A 21,709-nucleotide genomic window follows, 5' to 3' on the forward strand; every position below is an offset into this window, starting at 1 on the left:
GGATGACCACTCAGACGATAGATAGTGCACCGCATGCCACCTGGTTCGTTGGCGCGAGCTATGGCGGTACAGATGATCAGATGCCGCGATTTCTTGCAGAAGGAATTTGGGAGAACGGATACGACGACAAGCTCCTCGATGTGGTGCGTTCCATGCGCCCGGGAGAGCGGATCGCGATCAAATCGTCTTACACGCGAAAGCACGGTCTGCCCTTCGATAGCCGAGGCCGAGCGGTTTCGGTTATGGGCATCAAGGCGGTCGGCACGATCACCGAAAACCTGAACGATGGGAAGCGGGTGAAGGTGGACTGGACCAAGGTCGAGCCGGTCCGGGAGTGGTACTTCTACACTCACCGAGCAACGATCTGGCGTGTGCTGCCCGGCGAATGGATGAACGATGCGCTGATTGCATTTGCGTTTGACGGCAAGCCGCAGGATATCGATCGCTTTCGCAACGAGCCATTTTGGCGGGAGCGTTACGGCACGACTTCGCCAGAAAAGCAGCGCTTCGAGTGGACGGACTTCTACGAGGCAGTGGCCGAAAAGCTGCTGGCCCACGCAGACGACCGAACTCCGCTGATTGAGGGCATCCACGAGATCGCGTCCCGCGTGCCAGGGCTGACCTATCTGCAGGATAAATTTCCCGATGGAACCAGTGGTCCGCTGCGCGACATTTGCCCGTTCACCACGATGGGCACCTTTAACCGGTCCATGACCGATTCCAACCGCAAGACCATCGCGGGTGAACTTGCCAAGCTGCTGGGTGTGACGGTGCCGGTCCCACCTTCATTCGAAGGCATCCCCGTTCTCAATAACCAACGCTCCTGGTTTTTCGCCTATGCCGACAAGCGTGGTGCGGGTGACATCGACGCACTATGGAAGGTATTCGTTGCCGCGAGCAAGATGGTCAATGGCGATCAGTTGAACACTCGCGATGCCTTCATCCGTGCTTATGACGAGGCAACCCAAGTGTGGGGTGTCGCATGGAACCTTTCGACAGGTCTCTATTGGGCGCATCCGTGGGAGTTCTTGACCCTTGATAGCCAGTCGCGCCACTACATCAACAAGCGGCTCGGCCTGAATGTCGCCATCAGTGGCCAGCAAGGTCCCTGTGATGGACGCGAGTATTTGAAACTGCTGGACGATTTGCGGTCGCGCTTTGGCGAAGACGGCTATCCGGTCCACAGTTTCCCAGACCTGTCGCTTGCGTCCTGGATGTACAAAGACCCGGTTGACGAGCCTGTGCCGGCTGGCGATATCGGTACCAATGCCGGAGCAGAACAGGAAACTGAAGGTGAAGTTCGCGAAGCCTTTCAGGTGGCAGCGCCAATCGTTCCCTACTCGGTGGAGGACATCCTCAAGGACGGCTGTTTCCTGGAGCGGGCCGAGATTGACCGCTTGCTCGATCGTCTGCGCACGAAAAAGAACCTCATCCTTCAGGGGCCTCCGGGCACGGGCAAGACCTGGCTAGCCAAACGGCTCGCGTTCGCGCTAATGGGGCAGAAGGACGACAGCAAGGTCCGTGCAGTGCAGTTCCACCCCAACCTGTCCTACGAGGACTTTGTTCGAGGGTGGCGCCCCACTGGCGAAGGCAAGTTGTCGCTGGCGGACGGTGTCTTCATGGAAGCTATCAAGGCCGCATCGAAGGACCCTTCGTCGAAGTTTGTCGTGGTGATCGAGGAGATCAACCGTGGAAACCCGGCGCAGATCTTCGGCGAGTTGCTGACGCTGCTTGAGGCCGGCAAGCGGACACCCAACGAAGCGCTGGAACTCTGCTATCCGGATGCGGACGGCAAACGACGTCCCGTCCATATTCCCGAGAATCTCTATGTGGTCGGCACCATGAATATCGCCGACCGATCACTTGCACTGGTCGATCTGGCATTGCGTCGCCGCTTTGCTTTCGTTGGGCTGGAGCCAAGATTGGGACAGGTTTGGCGGGATTGGGTGGTCAAGGAGTGTGCTGTCGATCCGGGCTTGGTCGCGGATATCGAACGCCGTATCGCCGAGCTGAACGACCAGATCGCAGCGGATGCGCGCCTTGGCAAGCAATTTCGAATTGGTCACAGCTATGTGACCCCTGCACATCGACTGGAAGCCGGAGACACGAAGAAGTGGTTCCAGCAGGTCGTGGAGACGGAGATCGGCCCGTTGCTCGATGAATACTGGTTCGACGCGCCCGACGAAGCACAAAAGGCGATTGCACGGCTGACGCAGGGCTGGTGATGACCGCCGTCGCAGAACAGGTGAAAAGTGCATCCATGAGCGCTGAGGGGTTCATCGGACGCATTCCGGTGCGCAACCTCTGGCTGCTGATGCTCTACGCCTCAGACCTGTTCCGCACTCGCGGCATCGGCAAGATCGGCTTGGAAGACAGCCTGGACGATCTACCGGATCTGGTCGCGGAGATCCTTGCCCACGCGGTTGAGGTGCGACAGCGTCGCCGCTTGAGTCTTGGATATCGATCTCGTGACGCAGTAATCAATCGCGTGCGTGGCCGGATCGACGTCTTGACCACCGAACGCCATCAATTGATGGATAGAGGCCTGGTGGCGTGCCGGTTCGACGAGCTCACCATCGACACCCCACGCAATCGTTTCGTCCGAGCAGCCTTGGAGTCCATCTCCAGGATCGTTCAGAGGAAGGACGTTGCCCATCGGTGCCGCGCACTTGCGGGTGGCATGAAGGCAATGGGTGTATCAGGGGACGCACCGACCCGCGCCCAAATGAGCACCGATCGTTTCGGCCGTAACGATGCGGACGACCGGTTCATGGTGGCAGCCGCAAAGCTGGCGTTCGACCTAGTGCTACCTACGGAGGCGTCGGGGGCGAATGTGCTCTCTCTGCCGGACCGAGAAGCGACTTGGGTACGCCGTTTGTTCGAGCGAGCGGTGGGCGGCTTCTACGAAGTCGTATTGAGTCCGAAGGGCTGGCGGGTGCTATGCGGCGGGACGATGGGCTGGCAGATCGAGCAGAAGTCGGCGGGCATCGACAAGATCCTGCCGACGATGCGAACTGATGTCGTGCTCGACCACCCGTCAACCGGGCAGAGGATCGTCATCGATACCAAGTTCACCTCGATTGTCACGAGCGGTTGGTACCGTGAGGAAACCCTCCGCAGCGGATACGTGTACCAGATCTACGCCTATCTGCGCTCCCAGGTTGGGTGCGGCGATGCGCTTGCAGATCACGCGAGTGGATTGTTGTTGCATCCCGCGATCGGCCAGATGGTCGACGAGACGGCTGTCATCCAAGGGCATCGCATTCGTTTTGCCACCGTGGATTTGACTGCGTCGACGGCGGATATTCGATCGCAACTGCTGCGATTCTTTGACCCGACCCAGTCAGTGACAGGCCAGTGAAGAGCATGGATCGAATCGACATCGACGCATGGGAAGACATCAGCGCTGAAGGTTGGAGCTCCCTCCTTCTGGGCAACGGCGCCAGTATCGCCATCCACAAGGAGTTCGCATACCCAACACTCCATGGCATCGCTGATGCAAAAGGACTGCTCGCCACCACTGCCCCAATATTCGCCAAGCTCGGGACAACCGATTTCGAGCATGTTCTGCTCGCGTGCTGGTATGCCGAGCACGTCAACGGGGCATTGGGTACGCCGTCGGCCGCCATCTCCGCAGCCTATGAGGAGGTCCGTACAGCGCTGATCGAAGCTGTGCACAGCGTGCATCCGGTGCATGCCGATGTTGCCGCCGACCTACAACGGGTCGGTGCGTTTGCGAGCGCGTTTCCCACGGTCGTCAGCCTGAACTACGACCTTACCTTGTACTGGGCCATGCTGCTGTTCAACGCGGCGAATGGTAGTTGGTTCAAGGACGCATTCCACGACGGGGAGTTCCAGACGGATTGGGAATATCTGCGGCGACCCTATGGGCACGCTGCAGGAGCAACATTGGTTTTCTACCCTCACGGCAGTCTTGCTGTTGCTCGTGACTACCTTGGTGATGAGACGAAGCTCGCTGTAGGCGCGGGAGCCGCAGGTGACTTGCTTGGCACCATAACCCGGAGGTGGGCGTCCGGGCACTATGTGCCCGTGTTTGTTAGCGAGGGAACCAGCAAGCAGAAAGTCGCAGCGATTCGTCGGAGCCACTACCTGACGAACGTTTATGAAGAGGTTCTGCCCAGCCTCGGAGAGAGTCTGGTCGTGTATGGCTGGAGCTTTGACGAAAGGGATCAGCACATCCTCGATGCCATCTCGGCGAATCCGCCGAAGCGAATGGCTGCCTCGGTGTTCACGGGGCAACCAGATGGAGATCAGCAAGCGTTCTGCCACCAGGTCCTCAAGGCCGTTGGCCGGTCTTTGCCGACAACCGCTGTAACGTTCTTCGATTCACAGAGCCCAGGGTGCTGGAACAATCCATAACGAAGTAGATTCGTTGTGGTCGGCCTCTGGAACTCGACGCTGATCTACGCGTCGGCGATCAGTAGGGTGAGCTCAGCCTCGCGTCGCGTAACGAGGCCCGGCAGTACCCTGCCTCCACCGTACACCCAGCGTCGCAGCTCTTGTCCTGCCGTAAGCCAGTCTCGCTGGTTGATTCGTCGACGCAGCGTAGATGTCTGCAGCCGACCGGCACCAAGGTTGAAGGTGAAGTCGACGATAGCCGCGAGCCGGCCCTCGGGCTCGGTGGCCAGCACCGGGCAGTAGCGCAGCGTGGCGGCGAGAGCCGTGCGCAGATCCTGACGCAAGTAGGTCTCGCCCTCTTCCTCGTCGATCGGTGGATGGTCCGGTTTGCATAGACGCCCGTAGCCGATCGTCCAGTAGCCGGCCGGGCAGATATAGGGATGGGCCCGGCGCAGAGGATCTGACCGCGGAATACGATGGAATCCCTCGAAGCGCTTCGCCAGGGCGATGGCTGCTTGGGGAATCTGGCTCATGGCCTCACCCGATCAAACACGCGCCCGAGGAACCAGAAGTTCAGCACGCCGGCCCATAACGCCTGGTCGGCATCGGTCCAGGTGTGGACGATAGCGACGCCCCAGTCGGCACCGCCCTCAATAGCAGCAACAAAGGCGGCCGTCTTGGCAGCGCAGTACAGCGCCATGAACCAGTAGGTGATCACCGGACGCACGCTGCTCGACAGAGCATCGGCCCAGCGAACGCCGGTTTTCTCGCCCTGCGTGCGGACGGCTTCGCGTAGCGTTTCGATTGCGCCAACGTTCCACGCTGCATCGGCACCGGCACCGATTTCGTCCATGCGTTGAGCGCCGCGCAGTTTCTCGAACTCGAGCGCCTTGTCTTGCATCGCCAGTTCGTGGCCGCGTTCGCCCTTGCGGTCGAGCCACTTGAGGAGTTCGGGTGCCAGGCGGAAAGCGCCGCCGAGCAAACCACCAAGTAGTGTCTCGATCATTGGGCACCTCCGAACACCTTGAGCTTGATGAGCGCGCCTGCCACCAGTGCCAGCAGGAATCCGGTGGTGACCATCTTGATGACGGTCTGCCATGCGGTGTGTTTGGCGGTGTTGAAGGCATCGAGCAGTCCGCGCAGTTCGCGGATGTCGTGAGCAGCATCGTCGCCATCCAGGCCAACATCGGCCAGGGCGCGCTTGGCACCGCGTTCAGCGGCGCGTTCCAGCAGGTCGTCGAAGTCCTCCTTGCGCAGGAGGAGCATGTTGTCGACCAGGACAGGTTGTTGTGGGTCGGTCATGGGCAGGCTCCAAAAATGCGAAACCCGCCACGAGGGCGGGTTTCTGGGATTTGATGGAAAGGGTTCAGATGGCGATGCCAGGGCTCCAGCCAGTGGCCTTGTAGGCCGCGAGCACGGCCTCGTCCTCGATGAAGCACAGCCAGCCGATCTTGGGGACGTGGTACTCCCAGGCGCCGGCAATCCTCGCGGCGATCTGGTCGGTTTTGCCGCTCCAGACGCCGGTGGCACCAGCGGGAATCAGGTAACGGTCGCCGTTGACTGGGCTGGCGGGCGGTGTGGCCAGATCGCGGTCTTTGACCGACAGGCTGACGACGGCGCCCAGCCGCTTCAGGTTGGCGTCCATGCCGGCACCCCAGCCGCTTTCGCCGAGCGTCCAGCCGTAGTTGAGTCCCAGGTTCGGGTCAGTGATTGCGGGCATCAGATGCCTCCGTAGTATTTGTCGTAGGAAAGTCCATAGCCGGCGCGTTCGAAGGCGATCGAGTGCTTCTGCAGGCTGATCACGCCGGAGCGGTTGGATTCGAGTTCGATGCGCAGCGCAGCATTGGGTCGGCCAAGACCGGAATCAGCGGTGTCGTCGGCCAGGGTGTAGGTCTGGCTGGTGCCGGTCAGACCGCTGTAGGTGCGCCGCAGGCTGCCCGCTTCCCCGTAGATGCGCAGCGTGTAGGTCACGCCAGCCTCCGGGCCGATGTTGCCGTTGGTCTGGGACACCAGGCTCACCGTCTGGCTCAGCCGGTCCCTGTGCGCCCAGGAGATGACCAGGTCACCCTTGGCGACCGCAGGGTAGGCCACGTTGTTGATCTTGACGTTGCCCGGCGGGTACGGGCGATTCTGGCGGCGGTTCATCGCGAGGGAGTCGGTGGGAGCCGATGCCAGCGCCAGTGTGCCTTTGCCGGTCACGGTGAGCAGGCGCGCATTGACCGTTTCGCCAGTAGCGTATTCGGTCGGGTCGACGCCTTGCGCGCCATCGGCAAACCAGATCCGGCTGCCGGCAGTGTGACTGACCGGCACGGTATCCATGACGCCACGGGTCAGCGTCAGGCTTTGAGTGGTCGTGTTGATCGCGGTGACCAGGACGACTTCGTCGTTGATGTAGGCATAGGTCCCGGTGGCGACCAGATCGATGTCGAGTTCGCCGCTGTAGGTGGCCGTGCTGGTGACCTGTTGCGCGAGGCTGGAAGCCAACACCGCCGTGGGGCAGAACTCGCCTTGGCCGCGCTGGTTGTAAGTCGATGCCGAACTCGTCTTGCTATACAGGTCGTAGTTCATGGCGCCCGGCACTGGGCGCCCGCCCAAGGTCTGCAGGAAGCAGTCGGTGGCATCGAGGTAGGCCAGATCCGCTGCCGACAATGCGCGGGCGATGTCCCAGTACGGGGCCTCGACCAGACGCCGAGGCGTGGTCGCTGTCGGCGCGGGAACCGGATCGGTCCATCCCGTGGGCTGCGAGGCGGTGTAGGCTGCCGAGGGCAGTCCGAACACATCCTCGACCGCGTCGATGCTGATGGCGCCGTTGATGAGTGAGCCACCATCGACGCCTGCAATCCGCATCACCAGACCGGCGATCCCGAGCGCTGGCCACTCCAGCTTGAACACATCACCCGGATAGAGATTCCAGGCTGCACGGTTCACCTTCAAGCGGACCTTGGCAAGCGGCGTGGAGACGACGGCCAGATCGCGCATGGCGACCCGGGCAGCGAGATTGTCCGAGGTAATGCCGGGGTAGCGCCGTGTCTGCGATACCACGGCGCCCTGCGCCTGGATATTGGCCAGGTCCTGGACCGCGACGCTGGTCTCCTTGAAGGTGTCGGGCTTGGTGTAGATGAGCACGATCTCGTTGGTCGTCTCACCCCAGGCCGCCCGCTGAAAGCTCTCCAGTTCGATGATGTTGTCCGGGTTCAGGATGGGGAGCGTCGCGACGGCGTAGTCTGCGCGCACCAGCTTCAGGACGAAGCGCCCGGTCGACGGCGAGGTCGTGAGCACGCCGCCGATGTGATCCATGATCTCCTTGATGAACTGCTCGATCTTGCTCTGCTGCAGCCAGATCATGTTCAGGCCGAACCCTTCGGTGTAGAGCACATCAGCCGTCGCACGAAACGAGGCGTCGTCGATGCTGGCCGTCGGATAACCCATTCCCCAGGCGGCATTCGTCAGGCACTCGTAGACGATGTGCGCAGGGTTGGCGGCTCCGCTGATTTCCGCCTTTGCCGAATACCAGTCGCGGAAGCAGCGCTTCACGCGCACTGCCCAGGGCTTCATGTAGGGGTTGTTCGCGGCGATGTACACCTGCCGCAGAATCAAGCTCAAAATCCCGCGATAGGCAGGCTGTGGCGAGCCGATCTTCGAGACGAGGTAGTCATTCGGTGTCTGCGCCGTCTGACCGAAGGCGGCATCGATGGCCCCGGAGACACCGCCTTCGCGCTTCTCGCCACCGAACAGCTCCGGCATGTTGACCGTGATCCGTCCACTGGCCGTGAGATTGCCGCTCCAGGCCTGGCGCTCGCCGACCTGGATCTCGGTGATGGCATCGACCGGCCCGTGGCAGATGGCGAGGTGCATCCCCAGGTAGTAGCGGTAGCCGACCGTCTGCGATTTGCTGCTACCGCCCATCGTTCACCTCGGAGGCGATGCGTTCTCGGGCGGCGGCGACTACGTCTTCGGCCATGCTGTCCCCGGTTGCCAGCAACATGGGCGCTGGCAGCCCCTGGTCGATGAACAGACCCCAGTCGAGCTGGTGGCGCGCGAACCACTCCCGCGCGCCACGATTGCAATAGCCCAGGCGACGCATGTCGCCATGGGTCACCAGAATGTCGGTCATTTCTTTCCACCCTTGGATCTGATCGGTGTGGTGCGCAGATCGCCGTACCACACCACGTTGGCGCTCTTCACCAGCACACTGCCGAACACGACAGGCACGGGACGGCCTTCATCGGCGGTCGGCGCATCGAAGTCTTTGAGTTCTGCGGCCTGGGGCTGGGGTGTCTTGGGTTGCAACGCGTACTGAATCAGTACGCTCACGATCAGAACGGCAATGGCAGCCCACATGGGAGTCCCTCGGAGAAGTGCTTTTAGTAAATCGGGCTGCCGCCGAAGGGGTTCTTCGTCGGGATGAATGGGAACCCACCGAAATTGACGCTGTTGCTGAACTTGCCATCGCAAGTGTTCAGCGTGTGATCGCAGCCCGGGTAGAGAACGACAAGCGCGCCAACATTGAGTCCTGGCGGGGCTGTCGAGAGCGTGATGCTGTCTGATGTATGGGCAGTGATCATTCGCTTTTCGGTAATGCCGTTCGCAGACCAGGTAGCAAAGCCACCAGCGAAATGGCCGGCTGGGAAAGCCGCTGCGGCTGCAATGCTGATGGCCGATCCGCTCAGCGCACCCACGGAACCCTGTACCCGATGAACGATCGGACTTGCCTGACAGGAACCGCTATAGAGCACATGAGGGCAGTTCCTTTGGTAAAGCCGACGCAGCCCAGTGCGCTGTAAGCTCGTGTAGACCGGCTCGCAGTTGAGTTCGACTTCCGATTCACGCCATTCCACATTCAGCACACGCCCCATCCAAACCACGGCCGTTTCGCTGTCCGTGCGGTGCTGGCGGTACACCGTCAGCAAAGTCACTTCCGATGGCGGGGCTGCAATGAAATGACCGACCACCTCCACATCGCGGGCCAGTGTGATTCGCAGCCCCGATCGACCGATCTCGCTGGTCTGCTCGATACTTCCCCGTTTGAGCAGCACGGCACTATAGGAAAAGGAGTTGTAGACAAGGTCCCGAGGCCCGCTGGTATAGCGCCACGCACTGGAGCCACGTCGGAACTCATAGAGCTCTACCGGGCTGGCGGCATCCGTCGACATCTCTCGATCTGCGTAGGTCATAAGTCATCTCTAAGGCTGCGAAGCGGTAGCACCACCTCGGCCAATTCGTCGGTGACGTGAGCGATTTCCACGTTGTCCGTATCCAGACGTACCAGCTGCATGAACGAGATCTGCTGGAACTGCTCGGGTAGCAAGGTTGCTCCGATGGGGTTGTCGATAGCGATTAGCTCACTCGATTCATTGAGCTCGGATGCAGCGGTAATGCGGCGATAAAACCGACCACCGGAAGTCGTGACGATCATCAAGTCACGTCGTCCGATCGCTGCTACCGGACCTTCGGCGTAGCTCCGGTTTTCGACAGTGAGAAATGCGTCGGTGCCACCTGTCGGTGCAATGACCTTGAGGTCGCACTGGAAGCTGGGAAGCCAGAACGGTTTGAGCTTGCCGGCCCTTGTTGCCAGCCATGACCGGAAATCCGCGATGGCCGTCCGGCCGACAAGTAACCAGCGGTGGGACCGCCGTGTACGAGCATGGCCTGTCAGGTCATCCACCGCTCGGCGACCGGTGAGATAGTCGAGGTCGCGCCACTTGCGTCCGAACTCGCCCTGTAGATCTTCCCTCCAGTTCGGCGGTGTGAGCAGAACCGGATAGCCGAGGTAGTCCGGAGACTCCGACGATGCGGTGATCGGCCACTCATCCTCCAACTGAAACTGAGGGCGAGTGATGGCAATGGCATCCGTTACATAGGTCAAACCAAGATCGTTTTGCACGCGTGCGGATCGAACGGGGACGATCTTCGTTCCAGCCGGCCAATCGCCAGAAATAGGATCATTGAGCATGATCGAGCTGGTGCCCACGGCAGTAATCTCTGCAAACTCGGACTGAAGACCATTGACCAAGCCGACGATCCCACCCACCACGAAATCTCTGTTCGTCGTCGGAACGACAAGGCTTGTCGCGCCAGGTGCGATGTCATCGGTGGCAATCCACGCATCAGTCCAGACAGGCAGGCCGTAGACTCGCGCTTGCCAGGAAACCAGTCGATTCTCCATGTGAGCGCGCGCCCGGTCCGAACCCACCAATACGCGGTATTCGAAGTGGCGCCGGGGCGCTTCACGCAGGCGAACCCGCTGCTCAGCGCCCGCGTGCGATTCCATCACATCGGTCAACCACTCCAGTCTCTCAACGACAGGCTCTGTCCAATCTGGCCCAAGTACCCAACCGACGATTCGACGCCCAAGCGCGCGCAGCGTTGGATCGTCGCGTTCGAAGTCAAACTGGAATGCCGCATTGACGACAGGCGGACCGTTTGGCGTAACGGACAGGATGTAAATGCGTGATTCCAGAGGGCCGAACGAGGTCGGAGGAGATGCCGGCCCGGACAACGTCATGCCCTCGGCGTTGGTGGCATGAATCGCGGCGAGCGCATTGGGCTCGAACCAGGCATTCCACACTTCTACTTCTCGCGTCTGCACCGACATCGTGTTGCCGAGATCGATCCGGCTCGGCCGCACATGGACTCGGTAGTAGTAGTCCTCAGTAAAGCTGCGTGCGATCCGCCCCGTAAGCGACCGTGGATAGCTTTCCACCGGTGCGAGATTGGTTAGTGGGCCATATAGTCCGACACTGATTTCTGAGGCGCGCCGATGCTCGTAGAGCGCATCGCCCAACTGGTCCAATGCAACGACATTGAGGTGATCCCTCGTCCATTGCAGGAATGCCGAGGGAGTGAATCCAACCAGTGCGGGCATGGCTATGGTCCGTCATAGAGCACAGCAACACCGAGCAGGCCGGTGCTGTAGTTCCCGTCGCTGTATGCGGCCTGCTTGCCGTCGGGATACGCAGCGTTCTTGACGTGCCAAGGGAACAGCTTCCAACGGTCAGCGCCTAGCTCGATCACATCACCCGGGTTGTAATTGGTCAGCCGGACGAAGCGCAGATGACCGACATGCCCGATGCTCATGTAGTGACCATCCGTGTTTTGCAGGAACAGCTGGAACGGCGTCAGGACCGTCTGGCCATTGAACACGTTCGGGTTGTACTTCTGGATAGGTGAGAGGATGGTTGGGCAATGTACGCCGATCGTCGCGGTGCCAGTGGGTGGTTCCCAAACATATCCACGCAATTCACAGTGCAGATTGCTGGCGGCGTTCTCCTGGTAATACCCGTTCCACGAGTCACGCATGTTCGGACTCCAGAACAGTGCGCACTCCCTGGGGCTGCTCGGGTAATACGGCTGCTGCGAGCCATCGATCACCGAGCACACAGAGCCATCGGCTGATGCCGGTGTGTGCTGGGCGTGAAACCAGCCACCACCGGCCCAGTTGCCGTATTTCTCGATCGTGCCGAAGCCGATGTGCTGATGGGTGGTGACGGCGAAGTTGATCGTGCACCAGACCGTATCGGGGTTATCGAAGGCGCAAAGGTGATACGTTGCCGACGTTGGCCATGAAGTGTTGTAGATCCTGGAGTGGCGGACACACAGGTCGGGCGCGACAAAGTTGCCATTCCTCGCACTGTCGATGCGTACCTCGGAGCTGCTCGAAGCAGTGAGGCGAATGTAGGTATCGCCCTTGCTCAGCACATTCCCGTTCGAAGTCCACCCATTGGCCACCGCAAAGTCAGTGATGACCACTACCAGGTCGGCAGCGGATGTGATGACGCCGGTCTGATAGGCCATCAGGCAATCCTCATGGTGAAGAAGTCGCTCAGTCCATTGCGGATCACATCCTGGAGGACAACGTGGGAATCGGCACCAATTGCCACTGTGTTCTCGACCGCGTTGCCGAATCCAGTGATGAAATGGATGCCATCGAGCACGCCATACGTGTTCGATGTGTCGTACAAGGTGACCGGCAGCAAGGGGTATGCACCGTTGGTGTCACGGAATGTCGTGGTCTTCGAGTACGGCCAGGCCAGCGGCTGAATCCACGATCCATCGTTCTTGCGCAATTTCAGCGTCGATCGATTGCCCTTGTAGGGCAGGTTCACAGCGCTGTCCGAATAGCGTGTTCCCGACGCGGAAGGTAGCGGCGCACCGATTAGCAGCGGATAGGGGTATTGCTGTGGTGTGCCGAAGGGCAGCATCTTGCCCGCGTAGCAAGATAGGTAGGCTGTATCGACTTTCGCCGAGACGATGACGCGCTGGCCGTTGGCGCTGAACCAGTAAGGGATGGGCTGATTCCAGAGCGGGATTGCCAGCGCGGTCAGCGCCCCAGGCTGATCATCGAACTGGGCCGCGCCGACGAAGCCCGTGCAGCCGGTGACGGCGATGTTGTAGTAATCGTTGGTCGGGCGATCGTACAGCTGGAGGTTGATGTAGCAGGGATCGAAACCGGTCATACCCGGCGCCTTGAACCACACCGCCGGCCGGCGCGCGTGGTTGAAGTCCTGATAAATCTGCCATTCGGGCAGCAGCACCTGCCTGATGACGGTGCTGCTCGTATTGCCACCGTTCGCTGAAACGAAGATTCGCCAATAGGACTTCGCCCCCGGCGAAACTCCATCGATGGCGAACTCCTTCGTCTCGTTGTTGGCCCAGGTAATGCCGGTGAAATCCTTCCGGTTGGTCCAAGTGATCCCGTCATCCGACCACTGCAGCGTGAAGTCCCTGGGAGACTGGTTCGCGGTAGCGCTGCCGAGTAGGGTCAGCCGCGCGATATCGAACGGTTGAACCATCTTCCAGCTCAACCAGCAGTTTGCGTATTGCCCAACGGCCGTTGCCCAGCCGTTCGCGTGGGCGTGGTACGGGCCCTTGAATGCTGTCCACGGTTCCCAGTTGACCACGAAGGAGCTGGCGTCGATCTCGGAGACGCCTGTGTGACGTAGGATTTCCCAGTTCTCCGCAGCGCCGAGCCCGCTACTCAAGAAATTCACGAGTCTGCTGAACAGATCCACGTGGTTGGTGGCTGTTCCGATTTCAAATGCCATGTCGGTTCTCTTATCGCAGCACCTGCCGCACCGCGCCCGCGTTGCGCTGCAGGATGTTGAGGATGGTTTTTTCGCCCGAGGACGAGTTGAGGTAATCGGCGGCCATCGCCGGGTCGATGACGTTGACGATGCGCACCGCTTGTCCTTGTGCCTGCTGGGGCGGTGCTTCCGGCACCAGACCACCGGCGGCAAAGGCCAGGGTGTGGCCGGAAACACGCGGCCCGGACGACAGGCCGTTGATGGAGTGCAGGAAATCCACGCCGACCCGTTTCACCGTAGCGGCATTCATGACGAATTCACCGGCGGACAGGCGCGCCGGGATCGAATCCGAGGTCGAAGTGCCAGGGCCAGTCACCAACCCACCCGAGGCGAACTTCTTCGTATTGCCGAGCAGCCCCATCACCGCCGCGACCATGGCAACCATCGCCGCTATCGCAAGCGCTGGCCCCACATAGGGGATGGAGGCTTGTGATGCCGCCGCACCGGCGCCCGCCTTGGCGGCGTCCATCGAAACCAAGGCGGTGGTTTCCGCCGATTTCTGTGCGACGGTCGTGGCGCTGGCCGCCGCGTCTACAGCCTGTTCCTGCTGCACGAAGCCCAGCTTGATCGCCAGCATCCGCGCCTGCATGGCGATCCACTGCTGGAAAGGCTGAATGACGATCTGCTGCAAGAAGGCATCCGCCACTTGCTGGAAGATAGTGGCGAGAGCGCTGCGCCAAGCCTGCGCACCGGTGATCATCCCGTTGAGCGCACCGCCGAAACTTTCACCAATGCGGTTCCACAGCGGCGCCATTTCGTCGACGACCAGCTTGGTGCGTTCCAGTTCGTTGCGCCACGCCTGCACCCGGACGATCGCATCCGGCCCGATGGCTTGTGCCGCCTGCTGCATGGTCGGTAGAAGCCGTTCCATCTCGGCTGCCGATTGCTGCTGTAGGGCGACGATCTGCTGACGGGCCTGGGCCTCGGTCAGCAATCCCGCCTGCTGCTGGGTCTGAATGGCTTCTTGCGCATTGCGCAGTCGCTCGGTCACCAGCCGCCACTCGACTTCCAGCGCCGCCAGGTTGGCTTGCGCCGCTTTCACATCGATCAGCCGATCGATCAGTGACACGCCGTCGGCATCGCTCTCGGCCAACAGCCGGGCCTTCAGATCGCGGTAACCGCGCTCGATTGCGGCTCGACGGTCGGCGGCACTGGATTGCCCGGTGATTTGCGCCAGTTCCTCGCGGGCCTGGGTCAGCGCATCGGCCAATTCGCGCTCGGCATCGGCGGCCTTGCGTGCGTTCGCGACTTCAACATCGGCTCGTTTGTTGTTGAGCACGATGAGATCAGCCTCGATCTTCGCTACCTCGGCTTTGGCCTTGAGTCGCGCGCCCTCGTCAGATCCCGATGTAGCGATACGCTGTTGCTCCGCCAGCAAGGATCGCGTGCGGGCGATCTCGGCATCGATCTCGCGGGTTTCCAATGCGCTCTTGGCGGCGTAGTAGTCCGCCAACGAGATCAAGCGCCCATCGAGCGCCTCGTCGAGGTCGCGTGATTGCCGATCCAGCGCATCTTTGAGCAGCTTCAGTTCGGCATCGGCCAGTGCCTTGGCTAGCGCCAACCGGGCAGCCCCATTGTCTCCGGAGGCCCTTCCTGGAGTGCGCAGACGATCGATCAGAGTGGGATCGGCAACGATTGCCGGCGCACGCACTTCGATCGGCTTCGGGTCGAACAGGCTGTCGCGGAAGCTCGCCAATTCGTCCAGGCGCTGAACCAGGCTGCCCTTGAGTTCCGTGATGATGGCTTTCGCGCCGGACACGTTGCCAGACAGCGCCTCGACGGCGGCCGCCATGCCTGCCCCAATGGCTTCGCCCAGCGCCACGAAGGCCTTGCCGACGGTGGCGGCACCCAGCGCCAGGGTCTTCAGGACCAGGACCACGCCGTCCAGGATGGCGCGCAGCGAACCGCCCTGTTTGGCCGACTCCACCATCCCATTGGCCATCTCGTTCATGGCCGGCAGGAAGGCTTCGATGACCCGGTTACCGATGCTGGAGATCGCCAGTCGCACCTTGGCGAGCGAGTCGTTGAACACCTCGGCCTGCGCGGCGGTGTCGCCGCCAATCTGCACGCCCAGCGCCTGCAGTTCGGCAGTCAACGCTTCGACGCCATCCCGCCCCTGATTGAGGAAGGGAATGAGGTCGGCGCCCGACTTGCCGAAGAGATCCACCGCAAGCGCCGTCTTTTCGGCACCGTCGGGCATCACCTTGAAGCGGTCGGTCAGATCGAGCAGGACCTGATCCGTCGCGCGCAGCGTCCCATCCTGGTTCTGGATGGCGACGCCAATCGCAGCGAAACTACGTGCCGCCTCGTCCGATCCGGTCGCGGCATCCAGCATGCGGGTGGCGAGCTTGCGCAGGCCACCTTCGAACTTCTCTCCCGAGACGCCGGCGAGATCCGCGACCGGGATCAGGGTCGACAGCGATTCGACGGTGATCCCCGCCCGCTGCGACAGCTTGGACAGGGAGTCCGCCGAGTCCAGCGAGGCCTTGACCATCGCACCGAGTCCGGCCGCTGAGACAGCCAGACCCAGGGTTCCCAGCAGTCCGTTGATGGATCGCGCTGCGTTGCCCAGGTCACCCAGGTTGCGCTTGATGGAATCGAAGGCGCCACGGGTCTGGTCGACGGCAGTGATCAGGAGTTGGGCGCGATTGTTGGCCATCAGGATTTCGTCAATTCTTTTTGGATTGCGCTTGCCAAACGCGGCAGGGAGCGCTGCACGGCACCGGTCAGGTCCAGTCGCCGATTGAGCTTGACGGACTTGACCAGCACGGCGATCGGGATCTCCTGGCCGCGTTTGATCTGTTTGGCTCCGGTGCGCCCACGCTCGGCCCGCTTGAAGCGGTTGAGTTGGGACGCGTTTTCACGGATGTTCTCGGCCATCAAGATGACCTTGCCGTTCTTCTCGACGAAAAAGGCGTTGCCTGATCGCAGCAGACCATCGATGACGGCTTTGAAACGCTTCGGTCCAATTCGCCCCGGAAGCAGTGGAATCAGCAGATTGCCGGAGACCGTCCCGCCTTTTTCGTGCAGCCCGAGCCAAGGGATCTTGCTGCCGATCAGTAAGGCCGGCAGACGATCGGTCTTCTTGTCCAGCACCTTGGCCTGCATCGAGGAGACGAAGCTGTTGCGCTTGACGTTGAAGGCGCCGCGCATCTGTGTGCGCGCGGCGTCGCGGACTTCCCGCCCACCCGATTGCATGCCGCGCTTCAGCGCCGCGCGAATCGCATCACGGCGCTCGGTGGACCAGGCATTGAATTGCCGGGCATCGAACAGCCCGGCAGTCGTCAGATCAATCCGCACGGTCCAACTCCCGCTGTAATCGTTCGATGGATCGCTTGTCTCCCTGGCAGGCCACAGCAGTCAGGCCAAGAAGCAGGCTCGCGTGCTCGCGATCCCGTTGTGTTTCGGCATCGAGAAACGCTGTCAGCTGGGCCAGCGTGTAGTCCAGGACATCCGGCAGTCGGTGTCCGGCATGGATCAAACGGTGGATGGCGTGAGCCCAGCCAAGGGGCCGCTCATTTGCGCGTTGATCCGGGCGGCGGCGTGCTGGATCGCCGGCACCACCCGCTGCACGAAAAAATCCGCATTCACCTCGAACAAGGTGGTGGCCAGACGTATGGCATCGTCCATCGCCAATGCCGCGACCCAGTCCTGGGGCTGGCGCGAGGCCACGGCGATTGCCGTAATCAGCGCTTCGCCGTGGTCGGCCAGCAGCTCGAGCCAGTCCGGCTCGCCGTCGACCAGTCGGTGAGCGAAGGGTCGAACCGCAGCGAGCAGCGCCGGGATTTCGCCGACGCGGATCGGTGTGATCGCCAATTCGACGCCCGCTATCTGCATGGATTGCGGGGTGGGAGGAAATGCATCGAAGTCGCTCATCACTCACCTCACAGCAGCACGATGCGGCCGAACTGGCCCAGGTCCCCGGTCGCGGGTTTCAGCGTGTCGGCCAGTACCTGGCCCGACAGCTCGAACTTGAGCAGCTCGTCGGTGATGACCGAGAGCTCCTTGGCCGGATTGATCGCCACGCGGTAGAGATCGATCACGACTTCGCGGTTGCCATCCGCCGTGTTCAGACCCTCGAAGCGAACCCAGCGCTCGGGCAGCGGCTGGGTGAACATCGCCGTGCTCTGTGCTGCGCCGTAGGCGTAGTCCACCTTGAACGGCTCCACGTAGGGGCCGCCGGTGGTCTTGTCGTTGATCGCCAGCGAACCGTGCTTGGCATTGAGGGTGTACTGAGCTGCCGGCAGTGTCTTGGGCGTGGCCGTGGAATCCTTGACCACGACCGTCGACACATTCTGCTTGGCCAGCAGGTAGAGGCTGCCCAGGGTGACGGGATTGGGCAGCGCTTCGGCGGTGACCGTGCCGCTGACCTGGTCGGTGGTCGTGCCGTACAACGCCAAACCCAGGTTGACCGCGATCAGCTCTTCCAGCGTGCAGGCGAACTCGCCCTTCTTGGTCTTGATCAGCTGCAGGTCGGTCAGACGCTGGCCGCTGGTCGACTCCTGGTGCTCCAGGGTCTCTACCGACAGGGAGACCTTGAGTTCGGGCACATTGCCCACGTAGTTCAAGCCCTGGGGCTTGCCGGTGATGTCGCGGGCGCCGATGTAGACGCGCCCTTGTCCAGAAAAGTAAGGCATGGTCAGTCTCCCTTGCGTGTGATGGGTTGCGATTTGCCGGTCGACTCTTGGAGTCCATCAGCGGCTTTGGCGACGCCAGCTCCGATCAGCCAACGTCCCGTGGCTTCGTCGATGTCCAGCACATCACCAGGCGCCAAGCTGGTGCCGGCATGGGTATGGGGTTTCAGTAGTTCGATGTTCATCGTTGGGTTATCCAGTTCGGGTCAGGTCAAGTGCGTGGGTGCGGTAGCGGATCTCGTAGCGGGATGGCAACGCCACGGCTCCGGCGTCAGCGTCCTCCGGGTCCCACTCGCAATCGACTTCGCGGACGGCCAAAGCAAGGCCACCGAGATTGGTGTCGCTCATCAGCGCTGTGTGGGCAGCGACCACCGCCAGATCGGCTTGGTCGAAGGCATCGTCCCCACGGGCCACGGCTACCAAACGGACCATCAGCAATCGGTCGACGAGGTTGTTGGCATGCGCCGTGATGCTGTCGCCTTCGGCAAATACCAGCAGTGCGGGGCTGGCCTCTCGCGTCACCGGCACGGTCGGAAACCGTAGAACCGGGACAGGCGCCACCGCAGAAATCAGGCGTGCGACGACCTCCCGCAAGATGCGCTCGCGGATGGAGTTCATGAACGGGAGTCCTCAGAGTCGAGAAAGTGAAGCGCGCTTTTCGCTGCCGTCGCCGATGCTGCGGATATCGCGGACGCGGTAATCGCTGCCACCGATGGCGACGGTGTCGCCTGCTGCCAGGCTCGGCAACGCCGAGGCTGGAAAACGCATGGTGTAGTCGGTGGACAGGGCCAGCCCATCGAGTACGGTTTCGTCTGGCGAGCGGAAGTCGACAGCGACGGTTTGACCATCGACTTCCGCATCCACCAGCAAGCCAGATCGTGCAGCGGCGTCGTAGAAATCCTCGATGCGCAGCATCACACCGTCAGCTTCACGAGCACACCGGGGCGGTGGCACATGGGTAGCGGGTTGGACTGGGTATGCAGATCGGTACCCCGATCGAACTTGCGCGGCTCCTGCTTGGCATAGAGCGTCTGCCCGATGGTGTTGACCGTCTCGTTGAAGTCGGCCGGCGCGAAGTAAGTGCCAAAGGTATCCACCGTGCCCAGAGGGAAGGCATGCGCCTCGCCAGCCGCGATGAAGCGACGGGTGGTGCCAGACGGATCGGTCGCCTGTCCGCGATACTCCTCGAAGGTGATGCCGGCGTAGGTGAAGCCACGGCGCACGTCGTTGATCAGGATCGCGCCCTGCTGCCAGTTTTCGAAGGCCTTCTCGACCTTGGCATGACCGGTCAGCGCGGTGAAGAACTCGGGCGAGCACAGGCAGTGCACGCCGCTCATGAACTCGCCCTTGAGGTTGTCCTCGATCGCGGCCAGGGTCGCGAGGCATTTCGACTTCACATTGGTGCCGGCGTTGCCGAGGTCAAAGGCGATGGTCTGCGGCGTGATGTCGAACTCGTCGAACAGGTCGTACAGCACAGAGCCGTCGGCATCGAGAATGACACCCTTGAGCGCACCCATGCGCAGGTGTTCCAGCGTGATCGCATGCTTGTTGCGCATGGTCTCCAGGTGGCGTGCGATGACGCCTGCGACGGCTTCCGTTTCGGTCTCCGAGCCAAAGGCGCGGATGCCCTGAACTTCCTCGGGCAGGACGACATCGTCGTGCGGGATATGCGGGATCACGAACGAGCGCAGGGTGCGCTTTCCTCTTACACCGACCGTGCCCGGCGCGCCCGGCGGCAGCGTGGGTAGCAGGTTCAACACGCCGTTCATCTCCTCGACGATGACCTGCCGCTGGCGCACCGGCTTGGCCGGCATCAGGCCCAGGTCCTCGATGCGGCCGTAGCGGTTGGGAAGAATGTTGATGGCCGCCGTGAGCGCTGCCATCGAGAACGCGGGATTGGAAAAGGGGTTCTGCATGGTGTGTCTCCTAGATCAGGCAGCGATTCGGACGAGGACACCACGCGCTTCGAGCTGAGCGATCGCGGTGGTCTTCTCGGTGGGGGTGATGGCGACCGGCCACACCAAGGCATGGCTGGCGACGATGGCGTGGCGGGTGATCAGCAGCGCGTCCTCGCGGTCGATCAGGGTCGCGTCCACATCGGCGGCGAGCACGCCAACCGCGTTCTCGGTGCCGTCGGTAGCAGCTGGGTCGAGCGCTTTCAGCTTGCCGGTCGTGCTGTCGCGGCCGACGACGGCACCGAGCAGCAGGTTCTGACCGGCAGCGACCGTGGCAAGGTCGCGTGAATAGAGGTTCGGTGCCTCGTACTTGAGGAGATCACCGAGGTTGTTGGTTTCCGAAATGGCAGGCATGGCTTACTCCTTCGTGGCGAGTTTTTTGACGGCGGCAACAACCAGGCTGCTCTCCGGTCGCATGGTGGTTCCCGCATCGGCGGTGATGCGCGAGGCAATCTCAGGTTGTTCGGCGCGAGCCTCGAGCAGTGCGCGGCGGACCTGAGCCTCGGTCATCCCGGAGGCAAGGAACTCCGCCGTGCGCTGCGGTGTACCGGCGATCAGACAGATCTCGGCAATGGCTTGTGCCTCGATACGGCCGTTGGTGGTCGCACCGGTGATCGATGCGGCCAAGGGCGGTGCTGCGGGCTCTTGCGCTGGTGTATCTGCCGGGTCCGGCGTGATCTCCGTATCGGGGTCGTCCAGAGGGCGCTGCTGTTCTTGGTTGGTCATGGTTTGCTCCAAATGAGAGTGTTGATGGCTGAAAACTTGATGGCTGGCGTTCCGTGCCACGGGCGAGGCGCGGGCTTGTGGGCGGCGCTTCGCGGTATTGGCACTGGGTGTCGCCAGTCGGCGTTGGGCATCCAACGCGTTGGAGAACTCGACCAAGACCTGGTCGAAACTCATCACGGCGTCGGCCAGTCCTGTGGCGACCGCCGCATCCCCGAAGATCAAGCCTGCTTCCGTCGCCTGCACGGCATCGCTGTCCAGACCGCGCATCCGCGCGACTTGGTCGACGAAGATCCCGTACAGCCGATCGACCTCCGACTGCAGGGTGCTGGCCGCTTGTGGCGACAGCGGTGCATGGGGAGAAAAATCGTTCTTGTGGTGACCGGCATAGATCGCCGTGTAGGCAACCCCGTCCTTGGCATCCTTGACGGACTGGTCAACGTGGAGGGCAATGACACCGATGGAGCCCACCCCAGCGGTTTGGGACAGGGTCAGCCGCGATGCAGCGGCCGCGATGGCGTAAGCCGCCGAGTACGCCGAGTCGTTGGCGTGCGCCCAGACCGGCTTGATGTCGTTGGCGGCGCGAATCCGTTCGGCCAGCTCGAACACGCCACCGGCCTCACCGCCGGGGGAGTCGAGATCGAGCAGGATGCCGTTGACCTGTGGGTCCGCGAGCGCCGCGTCGAGCCGTGCAGCGATCTCGCCATAGGAGGTCAGGCCAGAGGCCGCCTCCAGCCCCATTGCCCGCCGCACCAGCGTGCCGTGTACCGGGATGATCGCGATACCGAGCTGCCCAGCCGAGGCGCTGGCCTTTGGGGCGGGAAGCGGGATGGCGGTATCGATGTCCGGCAGCCCGATGCGCGGACCGAGGACGGACAGAATCACGTCCAATTTCGAACGCGCAATGAGGAGCGGCGTCCCGTAGAGACGGGACGCCAGGTGTACGAGCTGCATG

General features: G+C 61.9%; 24 protein-coding genes. 3 read left to right on the forward strand and 21 right to left on the reverse strand.

Going from position 1 to position 21,709, the window contains the following annotated elements; translation table 11 throughout:
• Positions 1–2: 2 nt before the first annotated feature.
• From PIN01S_RS16805 to PIN01S_RS16815, 3 genes are read left to right on the forward strand one after another with little or no spacing between them, the layout of a single operon-like run.
• The gene (locus PIN01S_RS16805; protein ID WP_084337079.1) at positions 3–2,225 is read left to right on the forward strand and encodes an McrB family protein; all 2,223 of its coding nucleotides are present in this window, start codon (positions 3–5) and stop codon (positions 2,223–2,225) included.
• Positions 2,225–3,361, forward strand: a complete 1,137-nt coding sequence (gene mcrC / locus PIN01S_RS16810) for a 5-methylcytosine-specific restriction endonuclease system specificity protein McrC (RefSeq protein WP_084337081.1) — start codon at positions 2,225–2,227, stop codon at positions 3,359–3,361. Before PIN01S_RS16805 ends, mcrC begins: the two co-directional genes overlap by 1 nt.
• A gap of 5 nt (positions 3,362–3,366) precedes the next feature.
• Positions 3,367–4,380 (forward strand): DUF4917 family protein, encoded by a 1,014-nt coding sequence (locus PIN01S_RS16815; RefSeq protein ID WP_084337083.1) that lies wholly within the window; start codon positions 3,367–3,369, stop codon positions 4,378–4,380.
• A 44-nt stretch (positions 4,381–4,424) separates the two neighbouring features.
• Here PIN01S_RS16815 and PIN01S_RS16820 read toward each other — a convergent pair whose 3' ends face one another.
• The 21 genes from PIN01S_RS16820 to PIN01S_RS16925 form a co-directional block, all read right to left on the reverse strand.
• Positions 4,425–4,892: a lysozyme gene (locus tag PIN01S_RS16820; protein ID WP_084337085.1), complete on the reverse strand. Its 468-nt coding sequence runs from the start codon at positions 4,890–4,892 to the stop codon at positions 4,425–4,427.
• Complete coding sequence (locus PIN01S_RS16825) at positions 4,889–5,365, reverse strand: hypothetical protein (protein WP_084337087.1); 477 nt, start codon at positions 5,363–5,365, stop codon at positions 4,889–4,891. Before PIN01S_RS16825 ends, PIN01S_RS16820 begins: the two co-directional genes overlap by 4 nt.
• Complete coding sequence (locus tag PIN01S_RS16830; protein ID WP_084337089.1) at positions 5,362–5,661, reverse strand: DUF6127 family protein; 300 nt, start codon at positions 5,659–5,661, stop codon at positions 5,362–5,364. The genes PIN01S_RS16825 and PIN01S_RS16830 overlap by 4 nt, the downstream gene beginning before the upstream one ends.
• A gap of 64 nt (positions 5,662–5,725) precedes the next feature.
• A complete protein-coding gene (locus PIN01S_RS16835) occupies positions 5,726–6,079 on the reverse strand; it encodes a DUF2793 domain-containing protein (RefSeq protein ID WP_084337091.1) in 354 nt (117 codons plus the stop codon).
• Positions 6,079–8,265, reverse strand: coding sequence for a phage tail protein (locus PIN01S_RS16840; RefSeq protein WP_084337093.1), 2,187 nt, complete (start codon positions 8,263–8,265; stop codon positions 6,079–6,081). Before PIN01S_RS16840 ends, PIN01S_RS16835 begins: the two co-directional genes overlap by 1 nt.
• The gene (locus tag PIN01S_RS16845) at positions 8,255–8,473 is read right to left on the reverse strand and encodes a hypothetical protein (RefSeq protein ID WP_084337095.1); all 219 of its coding nucleotides are present in this window, start codon (positions 8,471–8,473) and stop codon (positions 8,255–8,257) included. Before PIN01S_RS16845 ends, PIN01S_RS16840 begins: the two co-directional genes overlap by 11 nt.
• Positions 8,470–8,700 carry a hypothetical protein gene (locus PIN01S_RS16850; protein ID WP_077144337.1) on the reverse strand — a complete coding sequence of 77 codons (231 nt, stop codon included), beginning with the start codon at positions 8,698–8,700 and terminating at the stop codon, positions 8,470–8,472. The genes PIN01S_RS16845 and PIN01S_RS16850 overlap by 4 nt, the downstream gene beginning before the upstream one ends.
• Positions 8,701–8,723: 23 nt before the next feature.
• Positions 8,724–9,533, reverse strand: a complete 810-nt coding sequence (locus tag PIN01S_RS16855) for a phage/gene transfer agent baseplate hub protein (protein ID WP_084337097.1) — start codon at positions 9,531–9,533, stop codon at positions 8,724–8,726.
• Positions 9,530–11,224, reverse strand: a complete 1,695-nt coding sequence (locus PIN01S_RS16860) for a hypothetical protein (RefSeq protein WP_084337099.1) — start codon at positions 11,222–11,224, stop codon at positions 9,530–9,532. Before PIN01S_RS16860 ends, PIN01S_RS16855 begins: the two co-directional genes overlap by 4 nt.
• A 2-nt stretch (positions 11,225–11,226) precedes the next feature.
• Positions 11,227–12,153, reverse strand: a complete 927-nt coding sequence (locus PIN01S_RS16865) for a hypothetical protein (protein ID WP_084337101.1) — start codon at positions 12,151–12,153, stop codon at positions 11,227–11,229.
• Positions 12,153–13,403: a hypothetical protein gene (locus tag PIN01S_RS16870; RefSeq protein ID WP_084337103.1), complete on the reverse strand. Its 1,251-nt coding sequence runs from the start codon at positions 13,401–13,403 to the stop codon at positions 12,153–12,155. The genes PIN01S_RS16865 and PIN01S_RS16870 overlap by 1 nt, the downstream gene beginning before the upstream one ends.
• A gap of 10 nt (positions 13,404–13,413) precedes the next feature.
• Entirely contained in the window at positions 13,414–15,936 is a 2,523-nt protein-coding gene (locus PIN01S_RS16875) for a hypothetical protein (protein WP_212633075.1), read from the reverse strand.
• Positions 15,937–16,100: 164 nt separating this feature from the next.
• The gene (locus PIN01S_RS16880; RefSeq protein ID WP_084337107.1) at positions 16,101–16,742 is read right to left on the reverse strand and encodes a DUF6441 family protein; all 642 of its coding nucleotides are present in this window, start codon (positions 16,740–16,742) and stop codon (positions 16,101–16,103) included.
• A gap of 177 nt (positions 16,743–16,919) precedes the next feature.
• The gene (locus PIN01S_RS16890) at positions 16,920–17,318 is read right to left on the reverse strand and encodes a DUF6631 family protein (protein ID WP_084337109.1); all 399 of its coding nucleotides are present in this window, start codon (positions 17,316–17,318) and stop codon (positions 16,920–16,922) included.
• Between the two features lie 8 nt (positions 17,319–17,326).
• The gene (locus PIN01S_RS16895) at positions 17,327–18,079 is read right to left on the reverse strand and encodes a phage tail tube protein (RefSeq protein WP_084337111.1); all 753 of its coding nucleotides are present in this window, start codon (positions 18,077–18,079) and stop codon (positions 17,327–17,329) included.
• Between the two features lie 2 nt (positions 18,080–18,081).
• Positions 18,082–18,261 carry a DUF7210 family protein gene (locus PIN01S_RS16900; protein ID WP_077144347.1) on the reverse strand — a complete coding sequence of 60 codons (180 nt, stop codon included), beginning with the start codon at positions 18,259–18,261 and terminating at the stop codon, positions 18,082–18,084.
• 7 nt (positions 18,262–18,268) lie between these two features.
• On the reverse strand, positions 18,269–18,694 hold the full coding sequence (locus PIN01S_RS16905) for a hypothetical protein (RefSeq protein ID WP_084337113.1): 426 nt from the start codon (positions 18,692–18,694) through the stop codon (positions 18,269–18,271).
• A 12-nt stretch (positions 18,695–18,706) separates the two neighbouring features.
• Positions 18,707–18,991 carry a head-tail joining protein gene (locus tag PIN01S_RS16910; protein ID WP_084337115.1) on the reverse strand — a complete coding sequence of 95 codons (285 nt, stop codon included), beginning with the start codon at positions 18,989–18,991 and terminating at the stop codon, positions 18,707–18,709.
• Positions 18,991–19,992 (reverse strand): major capsid protein, encoded by a 1,002-nt coding sequence (locus PIN01S_RS16915; protein ID WP_084337117.1) that lies wholly within the window; start codon positions 19,990–19,992, stop codon positions 18,991–18,993. Before PIN01S_RS16915 ends, PIN01S_RS16910 begins: the two co-directional genes overlap by 1 nt.
• 15 nt (positions 19,993–20,007) lie before the next feature.
• Complete coding sequence (locus tag PIN01S_RS16920) at positions 20,008–20,385, reverse strand: head decoration protein (RefSeq protein ID WP_084337119.1); 378 nt, start codon at positions 20,383–20,385, stop codon at positions 20,008–20,010.
• Between the two features lie 3 nt (positions 20,386–20,388).
• Entirely contained in the window at positions 20,389–21,708 is a 1,320-nt protein-coding gene (locus PIN01S_RS16925) for a S49 family peptidase (RefSeq protein WP_084337121.1), read from the reverse strand.
• Position 21,709: the final 1 nt, after the last annotated feature.

The sequence above is a fragment of the Pseudomonas indica NBRC 103045 genome (assembly GCF_002091635.1).
Taxonomy (GTDB): Bacteria; Pseudomonadota; Gammaproteobacteria; order Pseudomonadales; family Pseudomonadaceae; genus Pseudomonas_M; species Pseudomonas_M indica.